This is a genomic window from Variovorax sp. 05L425 (assembly GCF_056397705.1).
This window is the reverse complement of the sequence record NZ_JBFTNY010000016.1, coordinates 85,567-107,168: the sequence shown is the minus strand read 5'-3', so window position 1 is coordinate 107,168 and position 21,602 is coordinate 85,567. Positions and strand designations below refer to the sequence as shown.

Here is a 21,602-nt window from a genome sequence, read left to right as displayed (position 1 = left end):
TGAGCCATGACTTCCACCCAACGATCGAGCAAACAACCGGCGGCCAAGACACGGCGATACCCCCGCCTCGGCTCGAAGCCTGTCGCCGTGGCGGCCGAAGACGCTGCCGCGTACGGCCAGGCCGCCAAGTTCCAGCGCGTGTTCGAGGCGGCCTATGGCAGCATCGGCGAGAACCGCCCCCTCTGGGTCTTTCACGCGGCCGGCAACGACGCGGCGCACGGCATCCTGCTCTTCAACCGCCAACAAGCGGCCGAAATGGCGGCATCCCCGGTCAGGGCCAGAGTCATCGACGAATGGTTCGCCGCCTCCGGACTGGAGCGCCGCAAGGACCTGCAGATCGCGCTCAACCTCACGCCTTCGATGCTGTCGCGCAAGGGCGGCGGCGACAAGGACCTGGACGCCACCGTGACCGAGCGCATGCTGCGCCACTCCGACCTCCTGGTCCGGGCCGCCGAGGTTTTCGGCGAAGACGGCCCGGCCTGGATGACCAAGTCCCATCCGCTGCTCGACGGCAAGACGCCGCTGGAATTCGCGTCCAACGAATTCGGCGCCGAGCGTGTGCGCGAAATCCTGAATGCGATCGAACACGGGGGCGTCGTTTGACGCTGCCCGTCTGGCGCATCGCGAGCACCAGGAATCTCACGCTCGACTCCCTGTGGATCGGCTCCACATTGGCTGCCGGGCGATGGCATCCCTTGCCGCCTGTCGGAAAACCGGTGGTCTACGCGGGTTCGAGCCGGTCCATCTGCCAACTGGAAATGCGCGTGAATTGCAACGGCATTGCGCCGAGGAATCTGGCGCTGATGCGGCTCGACTTGCCCGATGAGGCGACGCTCGATGCGAGCGTCATGTCCGCCCTGCCCGCGGACTGGGTGACGAACCAGGCTCTGACGCAGGCGGTCGGGCTGCAATGGCGCGAGCGGGGCCAGACCTTGGGCCTATGGGTTCCTTCAGCAGTCGAGCCGGGCGACCTGAACCTGGTCATCAATCCCGATCACCCTCAGTACCGGCACATCGCGGTGCATGTCGAGCGCAATCCTCTCGAGTTCGATCCCCGGATGTTCAACTGAAGCGCCTCACCGGCCCGCTTCGACGGGCTCGGCCGCATCAGCTTCGATCTCGGCCACCACGCGGCTGGCCGCCACCTGATCACCGTTCGAGACATGCACCGCCGCGAGCCTGCCGCTCAACGGCGCGGTGTGGACGTGCTCCATCTTCATCGCCTCCAGCGTCACGATCGGCTGGCCGGCTCGGACCTGTTGACCCACCTCGGCCAGTACGGCAACCACGCGTCCATTCATCGATGCGCGCAGCTTGCCATCCCCGCCCGACTCGCCTTGTCGCGCCGGGGCAGCGCGGCTCTTGTCCTCCACATGCAACGAGAGGCCGCGGTAGTGCATGAGCAGCATCGGGCCGTCGCGATGGTAGGTAGCGCTTTCGAGCACGCCGTCGCAAATGACTCGCACCGCGTCGTCGCCGAGCGTGATCAACTCGATGGCAAAAGTCGTTCCGCCCAAGGTGACATCGAAGTGCCGCCGTTCGGACAGCACCATGCCGGCACTGCGAAGCTGCCCGGCAAGTTCGAAGCGCGCCGATATGGGCAGGCTGTGCCACATGCGACGTCCTTGCGGCTGTGGGCGACGCTCGCCGGTCGTCTCGTAGAGAAGCACGGCGGCGAGCGCCGCGGCCCGCTCTTGCGTGACGGCGTCTGTCGCAAGCAGTTCGTCGTGATGCTGGCCAATGAAGGCCGTCGTCGCTCCGCCGCTTGCGAATACCGGATGCGAAATGCAACGCCGCAGGAAAGCCTGATTGGTCGTCACGCCGAGCGCCACCATGTCTTCAAGGCCTGAGACGAGCTTTCGCCGCGCCTCGTCGCGCGTGCGGCCGTGACTGATGATCTTCGCGATCATCGAGTCGTAGAACGGCGGGATTTCGCCGCCGTCCTGCAACGCTTCTTCAACGCGCAATCGCGCGGGCATCCTCCAGAGTGCGACCGCGCCGCTTTGCGGCATGAAGCCCTTGTCGACATCTTCCGCGCACAGCCGCACTTCGATCGCATGGCCGTCAAGACGGACATGCTCCTGGGACAACGGCAGCGGCTCGCCGGCCGCGACGCGCAGTTGCAGTTCCACCAGATCCAACCCGGTCACGGCCTCGGTCACGGGGTGCTCCACCTGCAACCGCGTGTTCATCTCCATGAAGTAGAAGTTGCCTTCGCGATCGAGCAGGAATTCGAGCGTTCCCGCGCCTTCGTAGCGAATCGCCTTGACCGCCGCCACTGCCGTTGCGCCCATGCGCTCGCGGAGTTCGGCATTCACTGCGGGCGACGGCGCCTCCTCGATCAGCTTCTGATGGCGCCGCTGCACCGAGCAATCGCGTTCGCCAAGATGGATCGCGTTGCCGTGGCGATCCGCAAAGACCTGGATCTCGATATGGCGCGGCTCGACGATGGCACGCTCGAGGATCACCTCCGGATTCCCGAACGCGCTCTGCGCCTCCGAGCGCGCGCTGCGCAGCAGGTCGGGAAACTCCTCCGCGGACGAGACAAGCCGCATGCCGCGGCCTCCCCCACCGGCCGTGGCCTTGATCATCACCGGGAAGCCGATGCGCGCGGTCTCTCGTACCAGGCGCTCCTCGCTCTGGTCTTCGCCCTGGTAGCCCGGAATGCAAGGCACGCCGGCCGCCTGCATCAAGGTCTTGGCGCCGGCCTTGTTGCCCATCGATGCGATGGCCTCGGCCGAGGGGCCGATGAAGACCAGTCCCGCGTCCTTGCAAGCCCGCGCGAAATCTTCGTTTTCCGCGAGAAAGCCGTAGCCCGGATGCACCGCGTCGGCACCGCTGAGCTTTGCGGCTTCGATGATCGCAGGGATGTTCAGATACGACTGCGCCGGCAGCGGTTCGCCGATGCACACGGCCTGATCGGCCTCTTGTACGTGGCGCGCCTGGGCGTCCGCGGTGGAGTAGACGGCCACGGTGCGATAACCGAGAGAGCGCGCGCTGCGGATCACGCGCAATGCGATCTCGCCGCGATTGGCGATGAGCAGCTTGTGAAAAGGCGTGGCGTGGGAAGTGGGTGCGGGTGCGGTCATGAATGGAACCCGTAGGTCATGGGCGGGCCACCGAGAACTGCATCTTTTGCGGTTGGCGCAATTCAGCTTCGCGGCAGATCGAGAGCACGTTCGAGAGCACGGCGCGCGTGTCGCGCGGATCGATCACGCCGTCGTCGAGCACGCGCGCGCTGGTGGTGAACACGCTCATCTGGCTGTCGAAGCGCTCGATGATGCGGCGCTCCAGATCGTCGAGCTTCGCCTGGTCGACCTCGCCCTTGCGCTTCATTGCCGCCTCGGTGACCATGACCATCGTCCTGGCAGCTTGCTCACCCCCCATCACCGCAGTCTTGGCGTTCGGCCATGAAAAGCAGAAGCGTGGATGAAAGCCGCGGCCGCACATACCGTAGTTGCCGGCCCCGAAGGATGCGCCGCAATAGATCGTGATCTGCGGCACGGTGGCATTGGTCACGGCCTGGATCATCTTCGAGCCGTGCTTGATCATGCCGCCCTCCTCGTAGTCCTTGCCCACCATGTAGCCGGTCGTGTTGTTGAGGTAGAGAAGCGGCGTCTTCGACTGGCAGCAGGCCTGGATGAAATGCGTGGCCTTGGTCGCGCCGGCCAGGTCGATCGGGCCGTTGTTGGTCACGATGCCCAGCGGCAGTCCTTCGATCTTGATGTGGCCCACCACGGTGGCGCTGCCGTAGTTTTCGCCGAATTCGAGAAACTCCGAGTCGTCGGCGATGCGCGCGATCACCTGCTTCATGTCGACCGGGCGCTTGGGATCCATCGGCATGATGCCGAGCAACTCCTCGGCGTCGTGGCGCGGCGGCTTGTAGCGCCGCGGCGGCTCCTGTGGCAGGTCGCGATTCCAGTCGATGTTGGCGAGGATCTCGCGCGCGATGCGGATGGCGTCGCGGTCGTCCTCTGCAAGATAGTCGCCCAGGCCCGAGATCGACGTGTGCATCACCGCGCCGCCGAGTTCTTCTTCGGTCGCGATCTCGCCGGTGGCGGCCTTCAGCAGCGGCGGCCCGGCCAGGAAGGCCCGCGAACGCCCGCGCACCATCACGATGTAATCCGACAGGCCCGTCTGGTAGGCGCCGCCTGCCGTCGATGAGCCGTGCGTCACGGTGATGACGGGCAAGCCGGCGGCCGACATGCGCGCGAGGTTGCGAAACAGGCTCCCGCCGGTGATGAATTCCTCGACCTTGTAGGTCATGAGATTGGCGCCCGCGCTTTCGACGAGTTGCACGTACGGCAGCTTGTTCTCCAGCGCAAGTTCCTGAATGCGCAACTGCTTCGGAATGCCCATCGGCTGCAGCGCACCGGCATCGATGCCGGAATCAGATGCATTGACCATGACGCGCACGCCGGAGACCCAGCCGATGCCGGCGATCACGCCGCCCCCCGGAACGCTTTTCTCCAAGTCGGGGTTGTCCAGGCCCAGTCCCGCAAGCGATGAAATCTCGAGGAAAGGCGTGCCGGGATCGAGCAGAAGAGACAGCCGCTCGCGTGGGAGCAGTTGGCCGCGCTTCTCGAAGCGTTCGCGTGATTTGGCCGATGTCGCGATGCTGCGCTGCTCGTAGCCACGCACGCGCTCGATCAAGGCCTGCATGCCTTCGGCGTTCGCCTTGAAGGCTTCGCTGCCGCTGGAAATGGTCGATTCAATGGTTGCCATTCGTCGAGCTTAGGCACCGGGTCCCGGCCGGTCTTGCGCGAAGTGGCTGCATCGCCGTCAGGCACGCCGACGAACCCGGAATTTGGGGATCAGCGCGGAGGGCCCGTACGAGCGCTTGCTGCGCCGGAAACCCGGCAGTCCCATGTCCTGCTCGAAGTTGAGCCAGGTGACCGGGCGCGCGAAGGCGCGGCAGAAGTGCTGGAACATGTGCGGATAGATGCCGATATGGCTGTCGAGGCCTTTGGCGAAACGCATCACGAACACGCCCGGCTGCAGCGCCTGCGCCAGGACGAAGCCTGCGGGGAAACCGTTCGCGAAATGGACAAAGCCTTCGAATCCGAAGCGCGCGGCATGGTCGAGCGCTTCGATGCAGGCCGCTTCATCGGCTTCACCCTCGCTTTTTCCCTTTTGCGCCATCCAGCCGCGCAGCACCTCGCGTGCCGCGCCGGTCCATGCTTCGCCGAAGGGCTCGGCCGAGAGGGTGTGGGTGGCCAACAACTGCCGTACTTGGCTGCGTTTCGCGGCGAGTGCGCGGCCCGGGTAGTCCGCGAACTGTGTCGCTGCGTAGAGATAGTCGGCGTCGTCCGGTGAATCCGACAGGCTGAAGACCTCGGATGGCAGCGCGTCGGCATCGCGCCGCGCTACCGGATAGAGGCAATCGTGGCCTTCGAGCAGCCCGAGCAGGACTTCGAGCGGCGCGTCCGCGGACGCAAACAGGGGCATCAGGTGTCGTGTTCCGTCGTAGGTTCGACCCGACACGCACGGCCACTCGCCGGGAAGATAGCGATAGTCGTGCGCGGCACGGAACAGATAGAGATTGGAGAAAGTGTGGTCGGACAGACACCACTCGGCGCTGCCCTCACGCAGCCGCGAAAGCGCCGCCTCGATCGGCGCCTGCATATCGAGCGCCAGCGGCAATCCGGTCATGCGTTGGCGTCATCCACCTTGCGCACGCCGGGTGCCGGCGGGTCGGCGGGAGGACCGGCGAAGCATTGCGCGATCGACAGCCATTGCTTCGCGCTGCCTTGCGTATAGCGCAGCGCCGTGTCCGCAACGTTGCGCCGCTGGGTCACGAGCAGACAGAAATCGAGCGCGGTGCCGCGCACCGACTCCGTCGAAGTCGGATCGCCCCAACGCCAGGTTTCGCCGTCGGGCGCTTCGAGTTCGATGTACGGCACCACGGGCGGTACCGGCAGTCCTCGATTGACAAAGGTCCACCCGAAGGTCGTGACGCCAATGTGCGCGATGTGCTTCAGGCGCGCCGTGCCGGGCCTGCGGCGCCGGAGCACGTCCCACACATCCTGGCCATGCGCCCAGGTCTCCATCAGGCGCGCTGTGGCGAAGGAGCGCGCGCTCATCATCGGCCCGTACCAGGGCAGCCGCGCCTTGGGGTCGAGGCCCGCGAGCACATCGGTCAGGCGCATCGCGATCGGCTCCCAGAGCGCGAGAAGTGCTGCACCATCGAGGTGGCCGTATTTGTCGCGCGCGATCGTGCTGAACTCCTTGCCGGCGGCGAGCATCTCGTTGAGCACCTGGGCATCGCGTGCGAAGGCGTCTGCATCGGTGACCGCGAGCAAGGCGGTCTCGTCGAAGAAGCAGAGGTGGGCCACTTCGTCCCAGGGCGTCCAGCCGTAGAACTCGCTGCGCAGGCGCCATTGCCCGGGTGTCAGCGTGCGGCAGAGGTCCGCGAGCGCACGGTATTCGGCGCGGAGATCGTCGGCGGTATCTTTCATCGTGCTTGCCCTGGTTATCTCAGCGGCCGATCAAAGGCCGAGTTGGCGCGCCGCCAGGTCTTTCATGACCTCCTCGGAGCCGCCGCCGATCATCATGACCTTGACCTCGCGGTAGATGCGTTCGCTGCGCGTGCCGCGCATGAAGCCCATGCCACCGAGAAGCTGCACGGCCTGGTCGGCGCAGAACTGCATTGCCTGCGTGGCCTGCACCTTGGCCAGGCACACGCGCGCCACCAGCCGTGCAGGGTCGGCCAGCTTGTGCTCGATGCGGTAGGCCAGGTCGTAGACCAGCGTGCGTGCGGCGTCGATGCGCAGCGTCATGTCCATGAGCTTGTGTCTCACTACCTGGCGTTCGGACAGCGGCATGCCGAAGATGGTGCGCTGCCGCGCCCAGTCGACAGCCTCTTCCAGGCACACCTCCGCAAAGCCGCAGGCCGACGCCGACATGAAGAGGCGCTCGCTGTTGAAGTTGTTCATGAAGGTCTTGAAGCCCTTGTTCTCGACGCCCACGAGATTCGCCGCAGGCACGCGGCAGTTCTCGAAGCGCAGATGCGCCGTGTCGGAACTCCACCAGCCCATCTTCTTGAGCGGCGAGCGCGTGAGGCCGGGCGTGTCGCCGTCGATCACCAGCACCGAAATGCCGCCGGCACCCTTGTTGGCCGGGTCGGTGCGCACGGCGGTGGTGATGAAATCGGCGCGCATGCCGGACGTGATGAAGGTCTTCTCGCCGTTGACGATGTAGTGGTCGCCTTCACGGACGGCCGTGGTCTTCAGGGCCGCCACGTCCGAGCCGCCCGAGGGCTCGGTCACGGCCAGCGCCGCGATCTTCTCGCCGGCGAGCACCCGCGGAATCACACGCTGTTTGAGCGCCTCGCTGCCCGCCAGGAGGATGGGCGGCAAGGCGATGCTGTGGGAGTTCAGCGAGGCCTGCAGGCCGCCACCGCCGCAACGCGCGAATTCTTCGGCCACCACGATTTGATAGAACACGTCTGCCGGGGTGCCGCCGTAGGCCTCCGGATAGCCGAGGCCTTGGACGCCAAGCGACGCTGCGCGCGCATAGAGTTCGCGGGGGAAGGTCTCGGCCTCATCCCATTCGGCGACGAAAGGCGTGATTTCCTTCGCCACGAATTCGCGCAGGCTGGCGCGGAACTGCTCATGCTCTGGCGAGAAATAGAAAGGGAGCGGCGGCGCCTCCAGAAACTCCATGGATGTCTCCTTGTCCGCCAAGGCTAGCCGCGCCGAGGCCGGACGGTCTTGCGCCGACTGGCTATGACTGCGGGTCCACCTCGGCGTCCGGATCGTCCTTCCCCGGCCGATACCAGCGTGGATAGAACAGTGCCACGCGCGGTCCGTCGCTCGCCAACGCGTGGCAGCCGTCGAGCTGGAAGGGCTTCTCCGTCTCCGACACCGTGAGGTTGGTGCCGGCGAGCGTCTGGATGACACCGGTCGCCATGGTCCGAAGCAACTCCGACATGTGGGTGCAACCGCGAATCCCGCCGAAAAGCTTCGAGATGTGACGGTTGAATCCCGCCCCCACGCGCAGGCCGATCAGCCCTGCGTAGTTCGGCGCGATGTCGCCGCAGGCATCGGGAAACGGCGAATCCTCCGTTGCGGCGACTGCATCGACGATCAGCGCCGAGTTGTCCACCGTGAGACGCAGCCACATCGAATGGATCGCCTCACCGCCCGGCCTTTCGCCGCCCGGAAACTTGAAATGCTGGTCGCGAACGTCGCGAAGGTGACCTTCGATGTCCCAGAGGCCATCGTTGCGGCGATAACCGCGGATGGTGATGGTTCGGCCGTGGGCAGGAGCGCGCTCGGCGGTAGGTGGAGGCAATGACATGGCAGATGCCGCGCAGGAAAGACACATGGAACATGAAGCAGCGGCCATCCGATCATGCCCCAGCGCCTCGTCGGTTGTCTCCTCCGCAGCGCTTGCCCCCACGCAGCGAGTTGGCGCAAGCGTCGCCCCGCCCTCCTCGCCTAAGCTCGCTTCATCCGTTGCCATAGAGGACCGTTCGCCATGACCACGCCCACGCCCGCCGCCGTGCAGAAGACCGTTCGCGTCGGGGGTGCCTCAGGTTTCTGGGGCGACAGCATGGTGGCGGCGCCGCAGTTGGTGAAGCTCGGCCGCCTCGACTACCTGGTGTTCGACTATCTGGCCGAAACGACGATGGCGATCCTGGCCGCGGCGCGCGCCAAGAAGCCGGAGATGGGCTACGCCACGGATTTCGTCGACATCGCGATGAAGCCGGTGCTGGCAGAGGTCAAGCGCCAGGGCATCAAGGTCGTGAGCAATGCCGGCGGCATCAATCCGCACGGCTGCGCTGCCGCGCTCCAGGCATTGGCCGAGGCCGAAGGCGTGGCACTGCGCATCGCGGTGGTCGAAGGCGATGACGTGAGCGCGCAGATGCCCGTCGTGCGCGATGCCGGCACGAAGGACATGTTCACCGACGAGTCGCTGCCTGAGAAGGTATTGAGCGCCAACGCCTACCTGGGCGCACTTCCCATTGCCGCCGCGCTGGCAGCGGGCGCCGACGTGGTCATCACGGGCCGCTGCGTCGACAGCGCCGTCACGCTCGGCCCGCTGATGCACGAGTTCGGCTGGCGCGCCGACGACTACGACCTGCTTTCCTCCGGCAGTCTGGCGGGCCACATCATCGAATGCGGCTGTCAGGCGACAGGCGGCCTGCACACCGACTGGGCAGATATCCCCGACTGGGCTCACATCGGCTATCCGATCGTCGAATGCCATGCCGACGGCAGCTTTGTCGTGACCAAGCCCGAAGGCACCGGCGGCAAGGTGATACGGGCGTGCGTGGCCGAGCAACTGCTCTACGAAATCGGCGACCCGGGCGCCTACATGCTGCCCGACGTGAGCTGCGACTTCCGGGAAGTAACGATCGAGCAGCAAGGCGCCGACCGGGTGCGCGTGAGCCCGGCGCGTGGCCGTGCGCCGTCGCCGAGCTACAAGGTCTCGGCAACCCAACTGGACGGTTTCCGTTGCGCTGGGAGCATGGTGATCGTCGGTATCGATGCCGAGAAGAAGGCGGTGCGCACGGCCGAGTCGATCATCGAGCGAACGAGCGAAATCCTCGCCGAAATGGGCCTGCCGCCGTTCACGTCGACCTACATCGAGGTGATCGGCGCTGAATCGCTCTATGGCCCGCACGCGCGTACGCGGCATGTGCGCGAGGTCATGATGCGCGTGGTTGCCAACCATCCCCAGAAGGCCGCGCTGGCGATGTTCGCGCGCGAGATTGCACCATCGGGTACTTCGTGGTCACCCGGTACCACGGGGCCCGGCGGCGGCCGGCCGGCGGTGTCGCCGCTGATCAAGCCCTTCGCCTTTTTGCTCGCCAAGGAGGCGGTGCCGATGGCTTTCGTGCTCGATGATCAACGACACGCCGTGGCGGTGCCGCCAGCCGTCAGCCCGGCGCAGGCCGTGGCGATCGCAGAGCCCCCGACCTTCGCGGAAGACGGCGGCCAACAAGTGGAAGTGCGCCTGATCGAACTAGCCTGGGCGCGCAGCGGCGACAAAGGCAACCTGTCGAATATCGGCCTCGTGGCGCGCCGACCTGAATGGCTGCCGCTCATCTGGTCGCGCGTCACGCCCGAGGTGGTGGGCGCGTATTTCGCGCACATGGTGCACGGCAAGTTCGAGCGCTTCTACCTGCCGGGCATCGCGGGGATGAATCTGCTGCTCCATGATGCTTTGGACGGCGGCGGGCCGTCCTCCATGCGCATGGACCCGCTCGGCAAGGGGATGGCGCAGATGCTGTTGGACATGACCGTGCCTATTCCGATCGCCGAGGCTTCGAAGCTGCTCTGAGCACGCTGGTGTCAGCTTGGTAAATCGATTCCGCGTGCCGCACCTGCACCCGGTTCAGCGCTCGACCAGAGGGATGTCTTCGGAGTAACGCAGAGGCTGCTTGAAGAGCAGCTTGTGGATGGCGGTACCGCCGCGAAACGCGATCTTGCCGGCCAGGGAGGGTGCATTGAACAGGTCGCACAAGGCGCGGCAGATGATCAGGTCCTGCTCAACCTGTCGTGGGTCGGGCCAAGGCGTCTTCGCGCTCCAGGCCTGAATATATGCAGAGGGGATCAAGTGTCGATTTCCAGGGTTTCATTGATGATCAGCTTCCATCTCGAATCCTTCTCTTGAAGGTCGGGGAGCGATTCGATCAGCGGTTTCACAGAGGGATCCAGAAGAACGAGCGTCCTGGCTTTCTTGGCGAAGGATTCGAGCGCTCGGGCTTGCCGTTCGTGACCGGCTCGTTCCAGCAGATAGCCGAGCCGACGCACTGAAGAGTTTTCGTAGGCATCGGCAATGCGAGCCAGCAAACGCGGGTCGGCTTGGGCACCGATGTCACTCGCGATCTGCGCGACGCCGCTGATGCCGGCGGCCTTGTGAAGGTAGCGGGCGGAATCCAGCAAGGTCAACTCGACGCCGGCAACGTTGGCGAATCCGGCGGCGCTCTTCAGTTGTGCCAGATACTCGGGTCGATTGACCTGCTCAAACGACGCGGAGGTCTGGTAGAGAAATTGGAGGCGATGGCGGCCGATCTCGAAGTCCCTCAGTTGCCGAGGCACCACCACCTGGAAAACCATGGCCGCTTGATGAGAGGAGCCGTGGAATGCAGCCGCCCGAAGCAACGAAACGCGATAGTCGAGATTCTGGTGCTTCATCAGGGGACCGATCCATTGCGCCGGATCCGGCGCACCGGCGATCCGGTCTTCGGGGCGAAGAATGAGATAGAACCCGTGTCGCGGATTGGCGAGCCGCCGCTTCTTCGTCAATCGCGTAATGGATGCGGCCAGGGCTCTAGGCTGAACGCCGAGAGCGGTCAGTGCTTCCTCCTGGGAGAAGTAACCGCGACCCTGTTCGAGTTGAGCGTCAAGAAATTGGCCTAGCGATGGCATTCCGAATCATACGCAAAACTCTACACAATTCTTCGTTTTTTGCATACGATTTGGAATAAGCCAACTCCTTCGCCCAGTCAGCGGCCGGCCATCGAACCAGGACCGGCATTCGACACCGTATCGCTCACGATCTGTCGCAACAGTTCGGTCGCCGCTGGCGCCAGCACCCGGCCGTGGCGCGAGATGATGTGCGTGCGCCCTTGATACAGCAGCGGATTCTTCATGGGCAACGCGCTGATTTCCGACGTATCCAGATGCGCCGGAAGCGACAGGCGGGTCGAAAGCGCGTAGCCCAGTCCCGCCGCGACGAAATGCCCCAGCGCGCTGAATGAACTCGTCGTGAGCAACGCATTGAGGCGCACACCCTCGCTGATTTCCGCCGCCTCGATGTGCTGGCGCACGCCGAAGCTGCGATGCAGAGTCGCGCCGGGATACGGCGTCAGGTCGGCCAGCTTGAGCGGACGATCCAGCAGCGCCAGCGGATGCGTCTTCAGGACCAGGGTCTCGATGGGCTGTGGATGCGAATGGTGCGAGCGCAGGCGTTCGTCCTTCGGCGGCTGGAACAGCATGCCGATATGCGCCCGCTCGTCGACGATGCGCTTGACGATCTCGTCGCTGCTGCCGACATCGAGCGCAATGGTGATCCCGGGATGCGCGCGCATGAAGGTGCGAAGGCTGTTGCGCATCAGCCAGTCGACGAATCCTTCGCCAGCCACGATGTCGATGTGGCCGCGCTCGACCTTGCGGATGCTGTCCATCTGCGCCAGCAAGTGCTGCTTCTGGCTCTGCTGGCGGCGCAAATAGCCGGCCAGAAGTTCGCCCGCGTCGGTCGGCACGACACCCCGGCCGCGGCGCTCCAGCAGGCGCGTGCCGCATTCCGTTTCCAGAAGGCCGATCGCGCGACTCACGGCCGACGGGTCCATGTCGAGCACTTCGGCCGCGCCACGGACCGAGCCGCTTTCGAGGACCTGCATGAAGTAGCGCAGCCGGCGCGTTTCCAACTTGTCGTCCATTCGGATGCTCCGGGATCGTTCGGCGAGCGTTGCATTTAATGCAACAAAGATCCGGACATTTTGTCATTGATGCACGAAGTCCTTTCTTTGAGACTTGCCGCACCCGCCCCGGGTGTCTTCAAGAAGGTCGAACACTTCCCATGACTTCCGCCTCCGTCACGCTCGCCCCCGAATCTTTGAATTGCTCCGGCTCCGGCAAGCTCAAGCTCGTTGTCGTGTCCCTGGTCGTCGTGACGATCGCGGAGCTGATCGGCGCCACGCAGTTCAAGCTGGGCCCTGGAAAGGTCGTTCTACTGCCGATGTTGTGGGCGCTGCTGATCGCCGCCGCCTGGGGCATCGCATCCCGTCGGCTGCCTTCGACGGCGCGCGTGACGGTCGGCCTGCAGGGCTACGCGGGCGGATTGCTCAATGCGGGCCTGCTGCTCTTCATGGTCAAGCTGGGCTTGACGGTCGGCGCCGCGCTGCCGCAAGTCAAGCAAGCCGGATGGGCGCTGGTCTTCCAGGAATTCGGCCATGCGCTCGGCACGCTCGCGCTGGGGTTGCCGCTTGCACTGCTGCTGGGCATCAAGCGCGAAGCCGTGGGTGCGACCTTTTCGGTGGGACGCGAAGGCAATCTGGTGATCATCGGCGAGAAGTACGGCATGGACTCGCCCGAGGGGCGCGGCGTGCTCGCCGAATACATCACCGGAACGGTACTCGGCGCGTTGTTCATCGCGGTGCTGGCGGGCTTCATCACCAGCTTGCACATCTTCGACCCGCGTTCGCTCGCCATGGGCGCCGGCGTCGGCTCGGGCAGCCTGATGGCCGCCGCCATCGGCGCGATCGGCGCTCAGCAACCGGCGGACATGCTGCCCCAACTCACCGCCATCGCCGCCGCGTCCAATCTGCTGACCACGGTGGTCGGCTTCTACTTCACACTCTTTCTCTCGCTGCCGCTGTGTTCGTGGTTGTACGGCAAGCTGGAGCCAGTGCTCGGACGCTTTTCGAAGCGCCAACCGGCGGACAGCGCTGCGTTGACCGGTGCAAGCGCCGGCATGGGCGCATCCGAACTCTCCTTTGCGGACAAGCTGGTGGCATGGACCGTGATCACTGGCGGCGTGATGATCGGCAACCTGCTGTCTTACAAGGTGCCGCTGTGGGAGTCGCTCGTCGGCATGCTCGCGATCGTCGCCATCGTGCTGCTGGTCGACATTGCCAAGCGGCTGATTCCGAAGATGCCGATGGTGCTGGTGCTCTCGCTGGTGGCGACCGTCTTCGGCGTTCCCGGCCTGCTCCCCTTCTCCGATGCGCTCATCGCCGTGACGGCGAAGCTCAATTTCCTGGCGTTCACGACACCGGTGCTGGCGCTGGCGGGCTTCTCTGTCGCCAAGGACCTGCCGATCTTCCGGCAGCTTGGATGGCGCATTGTCGTCGTCTCGCTGACTGCGACTGCCGGCACCTTCATTGGCGCGACATTGATCGCCGAATTCTTCCACTGACCACGACAGAACCGGAATCCACCATGTACCGTGACCCCGAGATTGCCGAAGACACCCGCGCCCGCATGCTGGCCTGGCGCCACGACATCCACGCCAATCCAGAAACCGCCTTCGAGGAACACCGGACCGCCAATGTCGTCGCCAATGCGCTGATGCTGATGGACATCCCCGTGCATCGCGGACTCGCGGGCACCGGCGTGGTGGGCACGCTCCGAAACGGCGACGGCCCGAGCATCGCGCTGCGCGCCGACCTCGATGCGCTCAACATGACCGAGCTCGGCGACCGCGCTCACAAGTCCACCTGCGCCGGCAAGATGCACGGGTGCGGCCACGACGGCCACACGGCCATGCTGCTGGGCGCGGCCGACCACCTGGCGCGCCACAGGCCCTTTGGAGGCACCGTGCACTTCGTTTTTCAGCCGGCCGAAGAAAACGAAGGCGGCGGCCGCAAGATGGTCGACGAAGGCCTCTTCGACCAGTTTCCCGCCGATGCGGTCTACGGCATGCACAACTTCCCGGGCATGCCGCGCGGCCATTTCGGGATTCGCACCGGCACCATGACCGCCTACCTCGATACCTTCGAGATCGTCATCACCGGCAAGGGCTGCCACGGCGCGATGCCGGAGACCGGCGTCGATCCGGTCATGATTTCCGCGCAACTGATCAACGCCCTGCAGACCATCGTGAGCCGACGCATCGGGGCGACCGAATCGGCGGTGGTCAGCGTCACGCAGATCCATGGCGGCGACACCTGGAACGTGGTCCCCGAAACCGTCGTGCTGCGCGGCACGGCACGCACGCTCGACGCCGCCATCCAGGACAAGCTGGAAGCCGCGATGAACCAGATCTGCAGCGGCATGGCACAGACGCACGGCGCCATCGTCGCGCTCAAGTACATGCGCGGCTATCCCGGCGTGGTCAACACGGCAGCCGAAACGGCGGCCGCCGTGAGCGCCGCCGCCAGCCTCGTCGGCGAAGCGCAGGTCCATACCGACATCAAGCCCGCCATGGGCTCGGAAGACTTTGCCTTCATGCTGCAGAAGCGGCCCGGCGCCTACATCGGCATCGGCGCGGGCGAAGGCCCGGACGATCCGCCGGTGCACAACCCCTACTACGATTTCAACGACGCGATCCTGCCGCTCGGCGCTGCCTACTGGGTGGCGCTGGTCAAACAGCAGCTTCCGGTTGCATAGTGCGCGCATGCTGTCCGTCTTCGATATCTTCAAGGTCGGCATCGGTCCGTCGAGTTCGCACACCGTCGGTCCGATGCGCGGCGCGCGCATGTTCGCGGACGCGCTGGACCGCGAAGGACTGCTGGCGCGGACTGCACGCGTCCATGTGATCCTCTACGGTTCGCTCGGCGCAACCGGCCGCGGTCACGCGACCGACGTGGGCGTCATCCTTGGCTTGCTCGGCGAGGCGCCTGACACCGTCGACCCCGCGACAGTGCAGTCTCGGATCAATGCCATGCGGCGCTCGGGCGAGCTGATGCTGCTGGGGCGTCAGCGGGTCGCGTTCCAGCAATTGCGCGACATCGAGTTCGCGGGCGACGAATCCCTGAGCGAGCATCCCAACGGAATGCGCCTGACCGCGTTGGCTGCCGATGGGTCGGTGCTGACGGACCGCTGCTACTTCTCGGTCGGCGGCGGCTTCGTGGTGGAACGCGGCGCAGAGGCTGGTCCGGCGGAAGCGCCCGGCGCTCTCGCATGGCCGCATCCCTTTCGCACCGGCGATGAGCTCATGTCGCAGGCCCGGGCCAGCGGACTGTCGGTGGCGCAGCTGATGCTCGCCAACGAAAGCGTCTGGCGCGCACCGGTGGATGTGCGCGCAGGTGTCTTGCGCATCTGGCAGGTGATGCAGGAATGCGTGCGTCGCGGCTTCGGCATCGACAACGCCGCCGCTTCCGAACGCCTGCCCGGCTCCCTCAACATCCGTCGTCGTGCACCGCAGCTCTACCGCGAACTGCTGGCGCGCGACGGCAGCGTCGAAGGTGCTGATCCGTTGGCGGCGATGGACTGGGTCAACGCCTTCGCGATGGCCGTCAACGAGGAAAACGCCGCGGGCGGCCGCGTCGTCACGGCGCCGACCAACGGCGCAGCGGGCGTTGTGCCTGCCGTGCTGCACTACTATGACAAGTTCGGCCGAGGTGCATCGGAAGACGGCATCGTCGAATTCCTGCTCACCGCTGCTGCCATCGGCATGCTCTACAAGGCCAATGCGTCCATCTCGGGCGCGGAAGTCGGCTGCCAGGGCGAGGTCGGCGTCGCCTGCTCGATGGCAGCCGGCGCCCTCGCGGCCGCGATGGGAGGCACGCCGGCGCAGGTCGAGAATGCCGCCGAGATCGGCATGGAGCACAACCTCGGCCTCACTTGCGACCCGGTCGGCGGGATGGTGCAGATCCCCTGCATCGAACGCAATGCGATGGGCGCCGTCAAGGCCATCAATGCCGCGCGCATGGCCCTGCGCGGCGACGGCAGCCACTATGTGTCGCTCGACGCGGTGATCCGCACCATGATGCAGACCGGCGAGGACATGAAGTCGAAGTACAAGGAAACGTCGCTGGGCGGTCTGGCGGTCAACGTCGTGGAGTGCTGACCACGAGAGGCGCAACTGTCGCGTCCGCAACCTTCGGGCAGGGCGAAGCTCGCTAAGCTGCGCTGCATGAGTGTTTCGGAGGTTGCCCAGCATGAACACGACCGAATCCATGACCGAGCAGGTACGCCGCTCGGTACTCGCCGTGCCGATGGCGCAAACGCTGAAGCTTGCGTTTCGCCGAATCGAACCCGGTGATGTGGAACTGGAGATCCCGGTGCAGGACGCCTGGTGTTTTCGACCTGGGCAGCTCCAAGCTACCGCGATCTTCGCCGCAGCCGATTTCGCGGCGGTGTCGGCGGCCGGTACGCTGTTGCCGCCGGGCTTTATCAACGCGACGATTGATACGTCGTTGAAGCTCGTGGCGCCTGCGCGTGGCAGTCACCTGGTCGCGCGAGGGCGGGTGGTGAAGGCTTCGCGCACGCTCACAGTGTGCGCGGCCGATGTGTTTGCCGTGGATGGTGGCAAGGAAACGCTGTGCGCTACCTTGCTGGGGACCGCCCGGAACATCGATGCGGCTACGGCGTCGTGATCGCGAGCCGGGGGTCTCGGATCACTCCCACTCGATTGTCGCCGGCGGCTTGCTGCTCACGTCGTACGTCACGCGATTGATGCCGCGCACCTCATTGATGATGCGGCCCGACACCTTCTTGAGCAGCGCATAGGGCAATTCGGCCCAGTCCGCCGTCATGAAGTCGCTGGTCTGCACGGCGCGCAACGCCACGACATAGTCGTAGGTGCGCCCGTCGCCCATCACGCCTACGCTCTTCACCGGCAGGAAGACGGTAAAAGCCTGGCTCGTGAGGTCGTACCAGCTCTTGCCGGTAGCGGGATCGATGAAGTTGCGCAGTTCCTCGATGAAGATCGCATCGGCACGGCGCAGCAGGTCGGCGTATTCCTTCTTCACCTCGCCGAGGATCCGCACACCCAGCCCAGGGCCCGGGAACGGATGGCGATAGACCATCTCCGGCGGCAGGCCCAGCGCCACGCCCAACTCGCGCACTTCGTCCTTGAACAGGTCGCGCAGCGGCTCCAGCAGCTTCAGGCCCAGTTGCTCGGGCAGGCCGCCGACGTTGTGATGGCTCTTGATCGTGACAGCCTTCTTGCTCTTGGCGCCGCCGGACTCGATCACATCCGGATAGATGGTGCCTTGCGCCAACCACTTGGCACCCTTCGCCCCCGCGCTCGTGAGCTTGGCAGCCTCCTGCTTGAACACGGTGACAAACTCGCCGCCGATGATCTTGCGCTTGGCTTCGGGATCACTGACACCCGCCAGCTTGCCGAGGAAGAGCTCGCTCGCGTCGACACGGATCACCTTGGCGTGCAGCTTGCCGACGAACATGTCCATGACCATGTCACCTTCGTTCAGCCGCAGCAGGCCGTGGTCAACGAAGACGCAGGTGAGCTGGTCGCCGATCGCGCGATGGATCAGCGCAGCAGCCACCGACGAGTCGACGCCGCCCGAAAGTCCGAGGATGACTTCCTCGTCGCCCACCTGCTGGCGGATGGCTTCGACGGCTTCTGCGATGTGATCGCGCATGACCCAGTCGGGACGTGCGCCGCAGATCCCGAGCACGAAGCGATCGAGGATTGCCTTGCCCTGCTGCGTGTGCGTGACTTCGGGGTGAAACTGCACGGCGTAGAAATGCCTGTCCTCGTCGGCCATGCCGGCGATCGGGCAGCTTTCGGTCGATGCCATCAGCTTGAAGCCGGGCGGCAACTCGGTGACCTTGTCGCCGTGGCTCATCCAGACGTTGAGCATGCCGTGACCTTCGTCGGTCGTGAAATCGACGATGTCCTTGAGCAGTTCGGTATGGCCGCGCGCCCGAACGGCCGCAAAGCCGAATTCGCGCTTGTGCCCGCCCTCGACCTTGCCGCCCAACTGGTGCGCCATGGTCTGCATGCCGTAGCAGATGCCCAGCACCGGCACGCCGAGTTCGAACACCGCCTGCGGCGCCTTGTCGGTCGTGTCTTCGTAGACGCTGGCGTGGCTACCCGAAAGGATGACGCCCTTCAGGCTGCCGTCTTTCGCGTAGTCGCGAATCCACTCGTCCGTGACGTCGCAGGGGTGCACCTCGCTCAGCACGTGCGCCTCGCGCACGCGACGGGCAATCAGTTGCGTGACTTGCGAGCCGAAATCGAGAATCAGGATCTTCTGGTGTTGCATGGCTGACCGATCACTCGGCGCGGTAATTGGGCGCTTCCTTCGTGATCTGCACGTCGTGCACGTGGCTCTCGCGAATGCCTGCGGTGGTGATTTCGACGAACTCGGCCTTGTTCTTCATGTCCTCGATCGTGGCGCAGCCGCAGTAGCCCATGCTGGCCCGCAGGCCGCCGGACATCTGATAGACGATGGACACCATCGAGCCCTTGTAGGGAACCCGGCCCTCGATGCCTTCAGGCACGAGCTTGTCGGCGTTGGGATTGCCGGTGGTGGATTCCTGGAAGTAGCGGTCGGCACTGCCCTGCTGCATCGCACCAATGGAACCCATCCCGCGATAGCTCTTGTAGCTGCGGCCCTGGAACAGCACGATCTCGCCCGGTGCCTCCTCGGTGCCGGCGAACATGCCGCCCATCATCACCGTGCTTGCGCCGGCGGCAATGGCCTTCGCAATGTCGCCCGAATAGCGGATGCCGCCGTCGGCGATGAGCGGAATGCCGGTGCCCTGCAATGCGGTCGCGACGTTGTCCACCGCCATGATCTGCGGCACGCCGACGCCGGCCACGATCCGGGTGGTGCAGATCGAGCCCGGGCCGATACCGACCTTGACTGCATCGGCACCCACATCAGCCAGCGCACGGGCTGCGTCGCCGGTGGCGATGTTGCCGCCGATCACGTCGACCTGCGGATAGTTCTTCTTGACCCAGCGAACCCGCTCGATCACGCCGGCGCTGTGGCCATGTGCGGTGTCGACGACGATCGCATCGACGCCGGCCTTCACGAGCGCCTCGACGCGCTCTTCGGTGCCCTCGCCCACGCCGACCGCAGCGCCCACGCGCAGGCGACCGCTGGCGTCGCGTGCCGCGTTGGGGAAGCTGGTCTGCTTGGTGATGTCCTTGACGGTGATCAGGCCCTTGAGCTCCCAGGAATCATTGATCACGAGCAGGCGTTCGAGCTTGTGCTTGTTGAGCAGGGCCTTGGCGTCGGCGAGCGTGGTGCCGTCGGGCACGGTGATGAGCTTGTCGCGCCGGGTCATGATCTCGCTGACCGGAGCGTCGTAGCGGCTCTCGAAGCGCAGATCGCGGCCGGTCACGATGCCGACCACCTTGCCGGCATCGCAAACCGGGAATCCGGAAATGCCGAGCTGCTCCGAGAGGGCCATCACCTGCCGGACGGTATGCGTCGGGGTGATCACGACGGGGTCGCGCAGCACGCCCGACTCGTAGCGCTTGACCTTGGCGACCTGGGCGGCCTGCTCTGCGGCGGTGAAGTTCTTGTGGACGATCCCGATGCCCCCTTCCTGCGCCATGGCGATCGCGAGGCGGGCCTCGGTCACTGTATCCATCGCGGCAGAGACCAGCGGGAGATTGAGCGTGATGTTTCGGGAGAGCCGGGTGGCGAGAGAGGTGTCCTTGGGGAGGACTTGGGAGTACGCTGGCACCAGCAACACATCGTCGAAGGTGAGCGCTTTGCCGAGAAGGCGCATGGGTGAAGCTCCAAAAGACGGATTGTAACGATGGCTCGACGCCTCCCGATGCCGTGGGGAATTGCGCTTTCTCGCACGCATTCGACGGGAAACGCGGCCGAAACGGTGCTCAATGTTGCAAAAACGCCAGCCGCCACGTTGCAAAACGTAAGGCGGCGCTAAACTGCCCGCCATGAAACTCGCGCACCTTGCTGTCATTGGATCGGTCTTCCTCCTGCCCCTGGGTGCCCAGGCGCAATGGCAGTGGATCGACAAGGACAACAAGAAGGTGTTCAGCGATCAACCGCCGCCGGTCGACATTCCTGACAAGAACATCCTTCACAGGCCTAACACGCCTTCCAAGCGCGTGAATTTCAGCACTCCGGCAGCGCCCGCTGAACCTGGCGCGCCAGCCGCGGCACCGCCCGCCGCCCCCAAGCCGTCGGGCGTCGACAAGGATCTTGAAGAGAAAACGCGCAAGGCCGAGGAAGCCGAGAAAGCCAAACAGGCCGCCGAGACTCAGAGAATCGCGCAGGCCAAGGCCGAGAACTGCGATCGCGCGCGTCAGGGCAAGGCAACCATGGACAGCGGCATTCGCGTGGCGCGCATCAATGCACAGGGCGAGCGCGAGATCATCGACGACGCCGCCCGGGCCAGCGAGCAACAGCGCTTGCAATCCGTGATCGACTCTGACTGCAAGTAGACAGAACCTTAGTAACCGGCTTTGCCGCCTTTGCGGCGGCGAGCGAACAGGCCCGTTCCGCGCGCGCCTTGCTGCTTGAATCGTTCGCGCCGCGCCACCTTGGGGTCGACCGTGAGCGGGCGGCACAGTTCGACGCGATCGAGATCGGCCAGGACCTGGCTCCATGCCACTTGCCGTCCCCAGATGCCCGGCGCGGCCGCTTGCCAATCGAATTGCGGAAAAGCTGTGGCGAGGCCGGTGGCGAGTACCGCATCCCTCACAGAGGAACCCTCGGGCACACGCACGACCTCCTCGAACACCTCTCGGGGTGCGGGCGAACACACCACGGTCACTTGCAGCAGCATCAGGCCGCGCCGTAGATGTGCTCGGCACGCTTGACGAAGGCCTCCACCAGGTTCGAAGCGATCTTGTCGAAGACGGGGCCAACCAGCGCCTGCAGCGCGAAATTGTTGAAGCCGTAGCTGAGATTCAACTCGACGCGACATGCACGCTCGCCATCGTCGCCAACCGGCGTGAACTTCCAGACGCCATCGAGATTGGAGAAAGGCCCGTCAACGAGCTTCAGATGGACTTCGCGGCCCGGCACATGGGTGTTGCGCGTGGCGAAACTGTGGTGAAAACCGCTGAAAGCGAGCCCGACTTCGGCGGTCATGCCGAAGTCGTCCTGCTCGTTCACCTTCGAGCGGTCGCACCACGGCAGAAACTCCGGGTACTTCGCGACGTCGGTGACCAGGGCATACATCTCGTCGGCGCTGTACCAGATCAGAACGGACTTGTGGACGGTTTTCATAGAATCGGCACAGCGTGCG

The 21,602-nt window shown here is 65.1% G+C and carries 21 protein-coding genes; 8 read left to right on the top strand and 13 right to left on the bottom strand.

Annotation, left to right across the window (positions count from 1 at the left end):
- Nucleotides 1-6 precede the first annotated feature (6 nt).
- Both AC1DN9_RS19255 and AC1DN9_RS19250 read left to right on the top strand, forming a co-directional pair.
- On the top strand, nt 7-603 hold the full coding sequence (locus tag AC1DN9_RS19255) for an antitoxin Xre/MbcA/ParS toxin-binding domain-containing protein (protein ID WP_478102957.1): 597 nt from the start codon (nt 7-9) through the stop codon (nt 601-603).
- Nucleotides 600-1,070: an RES family NAD+ phosphorylase gene (locus tag AC1DN9_RS19250; RefSeq protein ID WP_478102955.1), complete on the top strand. Its 471-nt coding sequence runs from the start codon at nt 600-602 to the stop codon at nt 1,068-1,070. The genes AC1DN9_RS19255 and AC1DN9_RS19250 overlap by 4 nt, the downstream gene beginning before the upstream one ends.
- A 6-nt stretch (nt 1,071-1,076) precedes the next feature.
- Here AC1DN9_RS19250 and AC1DN9_RS19245 read toward each other — a convergent pair whose 3' ends face one another.
- The 6 genes from AC1DN9_RS19245 to AC1DN9_RS19220 all read right to left on the bottom strand — a co-directional run bounded on the left by AC1DN9_RS19245 (nt 1,077) and on the right by AC1DN9_RS19220 (nt 8,301).
- The gene (locus AC1DN9_RS19245) at nt 1,077-3,089 is read right to left on the bottom strand and encodes an acetyl/propionyl/methylcrotonyl-CoA carboxylase subunit alpha (protein ID WP_478102954.1); all 2,013 of its coding nucleotides are present in this window, start codon (nt 3,087-3,089) and stop codon (nt 1,077-1,079) included.
- A gap of 16 nt (nt 3,090-3,105) precedes the next feature.
- Complete coding sequence (locus tag AC1DN9_RS19240; protein ID WP_478102952.1) at nt 3,106-4,725, bottom strand: acyl-CoA carboxylase subunit beta; 1,620 nt, start codon at nt 4,723-4,725, stop codon at nt 3,106-3,108.
- 57 nt (nt 4,726-4,782) lie between these two features.
- Nucleotides 4,783-5,652, bottom strand: a complete 870-nt coding sequence (locus AC1DN9_RS19235) for a phosphatidylglycerol lysyltransferase domain-containing protein (protein WP_478102950.1) — start codon at nt 5,650-5,652, stop codon at nt 4,783-4,785.
- The gene (locus tag AC1DN9_RS19230) at nt 5,649-6,458 is read right to left on the bottom strand and encodes a TIGR03084 family metal-binding protein (protein ID WP_478102949.1); all 810 of its coding nucleotides are present in this window, start codon (nt 6,456-6,458) and stop codon (nt 5,649-5,651) included. The genes AC1DN9_RS19235 and AC1DN9_RS19230 overlap by 4 nt, the downstream gene beginning before the upstream one ends.
- A 30-nt stretch (nt 6,459-6,488) precedes the next feature.
- Complete coding sequence (locus AC1DN9_RS19225; RefSeq protein WP_478102948.1) at nt 6,489-7,664, bottom strand: acyl-CoA dehydrogenase family protein; 1,176 nt, start codon at nt 7,662-7,664, stop codon at nt 6,489-6,491.
- Nucleotides 7,665-7,725: 61 nt separating this feature from the next.
- Complete coding sequence (locus tag AC1DN9_RS19220; RefSeq protein ID WP_478102946.1) at nt 7,726-8,301, bottom strand: DUF2889 domain-containing protein; 576 nt, start codon at nt 8,299-8,301, stop codon at nt 7,726-7,728.
- Between the two features lie 180 nt (nt 8,302-8,481).
- Between AC1DN9_RS19220 and AC1DN9_RS19215 the strand changes: the two genes are divergently transcribed.
- Nucleotides 8,482-10,290, top strand: a complete 1,809-nt coding sequence (locus tag AC1DN9_RS19215; protein ID WP_478102945.1) for an acyclic terpene utilization AtuA family protein — start codon at nt 8,482-8,484, stop codon at nt 10,288-10,290.
- Nucleotides 10,291-10,344: 54 nt separating this feature from the next.
- Here AC1DN9_RS19215 and AC1DN9_RS19210 read toward each other — a convergent pair whose 3' ends face one another.
- From AC1DN9_RS19210 to AC1DN9_RS19200, 3 genes are all read right to left on the bottom strand, one after another.
- Nucleotides 10,345-10,566, bottom strand: a complete 222-nt coding sequence (locus AC1DN9_RS19210; protein WP_478102944.1) for a nucleotidyl transferase AbiEii/AbiGii toxin family protein — start codon at nt 10,564-10,566, stop codon at nt 10,345-10,347.
- Nucleotides 10,563-11,258 carry a type IV toxin-antitoxin system AbiEi family antitoxin domain-containing protein gene (locus AC1DN9_RS19205; RefSeq protein ID WP_478102943.1) on the bottom strand — a complete coding sequence of 232 codons (696 nt, stop codon included), beginning with the start codon at nt 11,256-11,258 and terminating at the stop codon, nt 10,563-10,565. Before AC1DN9_RS19205 ends, AC1DN9_RS19210 begins: the two co-directional genes overlap by 4 nt.
- Before the next feature lie 200 nt (nt 11,259-11,458).
- Nucleotides 11,459-12,394: a LysR family transcriptional regulator gene (locus AC1DN9_RS19200; protein WP_478102941.1), complete on the bottom strand. Its 936-nt coding sequence runs from the start codon at nt 12,392-12,394 to the stop codon at nt 11,459-11,461.
- Nucleotides 12,395-12,534: 140 nt separating this feature from the next.
- Here AC1DN9_RS19200 and AC1DN9_RS19195 point away from each other — a divergent pair, with 140 nt between their 5' ends.
- From AC1DN9_RS19195 to AC1DN9_RS19180, 4 genes are all read left to right on the top strand, one after another.
- Nucleotides 12,535-13,872 (top strand): DUF3100 domain-containing protein, encoded by a 1,338-nt coding sequence (locus AC1DN9_RS19195; protein ID WP_478102940.1) that lies wholly within the window; start codon nt 12,535-12,537, stop codon nt 13,870-13,872.
- A gap of 23 nt (nt 13,873-13,895) precedes the next feature.
- Nucleotides 13,896-15,065, top strand: a complete 1,170-nt coding sequence (locus AC1DN9_RS19190; RefSeq protein ID WP_478102938.1) for a M20 aminoacylase family protein — start codon at nt 13,896-13,898, stop codon at nt 15,063-15,065.
- Between the two features lie 7 nt (nt 15,066-15,072).
- Entirely contained in the window at nt 15,073-16,467 is a 1,395-nt protein-coding gene (locus AC1DN9_RS19185) for an L-serine ammonia-lyase (RefSeq protein WP_478102937.1), read from the top strand.
- A 91-nt stretch (nt 16,468-16,558) separates the two neighbouring features.
- Nucleotides 16,559-16,996 (top strand): PaaI family thioesterase, encoded by a 438-nt coding sequence (locus AC1DN9_RS19180; RefSeq protein ID WP_478102935.1) that lies wholly within the window; start codon nt 16,559-16,561, stop codon nt 16,994-16,996.
- Between the two features lie 21 nt (nt 16,997-17,017).
- Here the strand turns inward: AC1DN9_RS19180 and guaA are convergent, their stop codons facing one another.
- Together guaA and guaB are read right to left on the bottom strand one after the other, a co-directional pair.
- On the bottom strand, nt 17,018-18,631 hold the full coding sequence (guaA, locus tag AC1DN9_RS19175) for a glutamine-hydrolyzing GMP synthase (protein ID WP_478102934.1): 1,614 nt from the start codon (nt 18,629-18,631) through the stop codon (nt 17,018-17,020).
- A 10-nt stretch (nt 18,632-18,641) separates the two neighbouring features.
- Nucleotides 18,642-20,111 carry an IMP dehydrogenase gene (gene guaB / locus AC1DN9_RS19170; RefSeq protein ID WP_478102932.1) on the bottom strand — a complete coding sequence of 490 codons (1,470 nt, stop codon included), beginning with the start codon at nt 20,109-20,111 and terminating at the stop codon, nt 18,642-18,644.
- A gap of 172 nt (nt 20,112-20,283) precedes the next feature.
- Here guaB and AC1DN9_RS19165 point away from each other — a divergent pair, with 172 nt between their 5' ends.
- A complete protein-coding gene (locus AC1DN9_RS19165; protein WP_478102931.1) occupies nt 20,284-20,793 on the top strand; it encodes a DUF4124 domain-containing protein in 510 nt (169 codons plus the stop codon).
- 8 nt (nt 20,794-20,801) lie between these two features.
- Here AC1DN9_RS19165 and AC1DN9_RS19160 read toward each other — a convergent pair whose 3' ends face one another.
- Nucleotides 20,802-21,137, bottom strand: a complete 336-nt coding sequence (locus tag AC1DN9_RS19160; RefSeq protein ID WP_478102930.1) for an RnfH family protein — start codon at nt 21,135-21,137, stop codon at nt 20,802-20,804.
- Nucleotides 21,137-21,583, bottom strand: a complete 447-nt coding sequence (locus AC1DN9_RS19155; protein ID WP_478102928.1) for a type II toxin-antitoxin system RatA family toxin — start codon at nt 21,581-21,583, stop codon at nt 21,137-21,139. Before AC1DN9_RS19155 ends, AC1DN9_RS19160 begins: the two co-directional genes overlap by 1 nt.
- Nucleotides 21,584-21,602: the final 19 nt, after the last annotated feature.

What these genes read in the sequence shown, in the direction of transcription:
- AC1DN9_RS19255 (WP_478102957.1), top strand. Translation starts at nt 7, where the DNA reads ATGACTTCCACCCAACGATCGAGCAAACAACCGGCGGCCAAGACACGG.
- AC1DN9_RS19245 (WP_478102954.1), bottom strand. Translation starts at nt 3,089, where the DNA reads ATGACCGCACCCGCACCCACTTCCCACGCCACGCCTTTTCACAAGCTG.
- AC1DN9_RS19240 (WP_478102952.1), bottom strand. Translation starts at nt 4,725, where the DNA reads ATGGCAACCATTGAATCGACCATTTCCAGCGGCAGCGAAGCCTTCAAG.
- AC1DN9_RS19235 (WP_478102950.1), bottom strand. Translation starts at nt 5,652, where the DNA reads ATGACCGGATTGCCGCTGGCGCTCGATATGCAGGCGCCGATCGAGGCG.
- AC1DN9_RS19230 (WP_478102949.1), bottom strand. Translation starts at nt 6,458, where the DNA reads ATGAAAGATACCGCCGACGATCTCCGCGCCGAATACCGTGCGCTCGCG.
- AC1DN9_RS19225 (WP_478102948.1), bottom strand. Translation starts at nt 7,664, where the DNA reads ATGGAGTTTCTGGAGGCGCCGCCGCTCCCTTTCTATTTCTCGCCAGAG.
- AC1DN9_RS19220 (WP_478102946.1), bottom strand. Translation starts at nt 8,301, where the DNA reads ATGTCATTGCCTCCACCTACCGCCGAGCGCGCTCCTGCCCACGGCCGA.
- AC1DN9_RS19215 (WP_478102945.1), top strand. Translation starts at nt 8,482, where the DNA reads ATGACCACGCCCACGCCCGCCGCCGTGCAGAAGACCGTTCGCGTCGGG.
- AC1DN9_RS19200 (WP_478102941.1), bottom strand. Translation starts at nt 12,394, where the DNA reads ATGGACGACAAGTTGGAAACGCGCCGGCTGCGCTACTTCATGCAGGTC.
- AC1DN9_RS19195 (WP_478102940.1), top strand. Translation starts at nt 12,535, where the DNA reads ATGACTTCCGCCTCCGTCACGCTCGCCCCCGAATCTTTGAATTGCTCC.
- AC1DN9_RS19190 (WP_478102938.1), top strand. Translation starts at nt 13,896, where the DNA reads ATGTACCGTGACCCCGAGATTGCCGAAGACACCCGCGCCCGCATGCTG.
- AC1DN9_RS19185 (WP_478102937.1), top strand. Translation starts at nt 15,073, where the DNA reads ATGCTGTCCGTCTTCGATATCTTCAAGGTCGGCATCGGTCCGTCGAGT.
- AC1DN9_RS19180 (WP_478102935.1), top strand. Translation starts at nt 16,559, where the DNA reads ATGAACACGACCGAATCCATGACCGAGCAGGTACGCCGCTCGGTACTC.
- guaA (WP_478102934.1), bottom strand. Translation starts at nt 18,631, where the DNA reads ATGCAACACCAGAAGATCCTGATTCTCGATTTCGGCTCGCAAGTCACG.
- guaB (WP_478102932.1), bottom strand. Translation starts at nt 20,111, where the DNA reads ATGCGCCTTCTCGGCAAAGCGCTCACCTTCGACGATGTGTTGCTGGTG.
- AC1DN9_RS19165 (WP_478102931.1), top strand. Translation starts at nt 20,284, where the DNA reads ATGAAACTCGCGCACCTTGCTGTCATTGGATCGGTCTTCCTCCTGCCC.
- AC1DN9_RS19160 (WP_478102930.1), bottom strand. Translation starts at nt 21,137, where the DNA reads ATGCTGCTGCAAGTGACCGTGGTGTGTTCGCCCGCACCCCGAGAGGTG.
- AC1DN9_RS19155 (WP_478102928.1), bottom strand. Translation starts at nt 21,583, where the DNA reads ATGAAAACCGTCCACAAGTCCGTTCTGATCTGGTACAGCGCCGACGAG.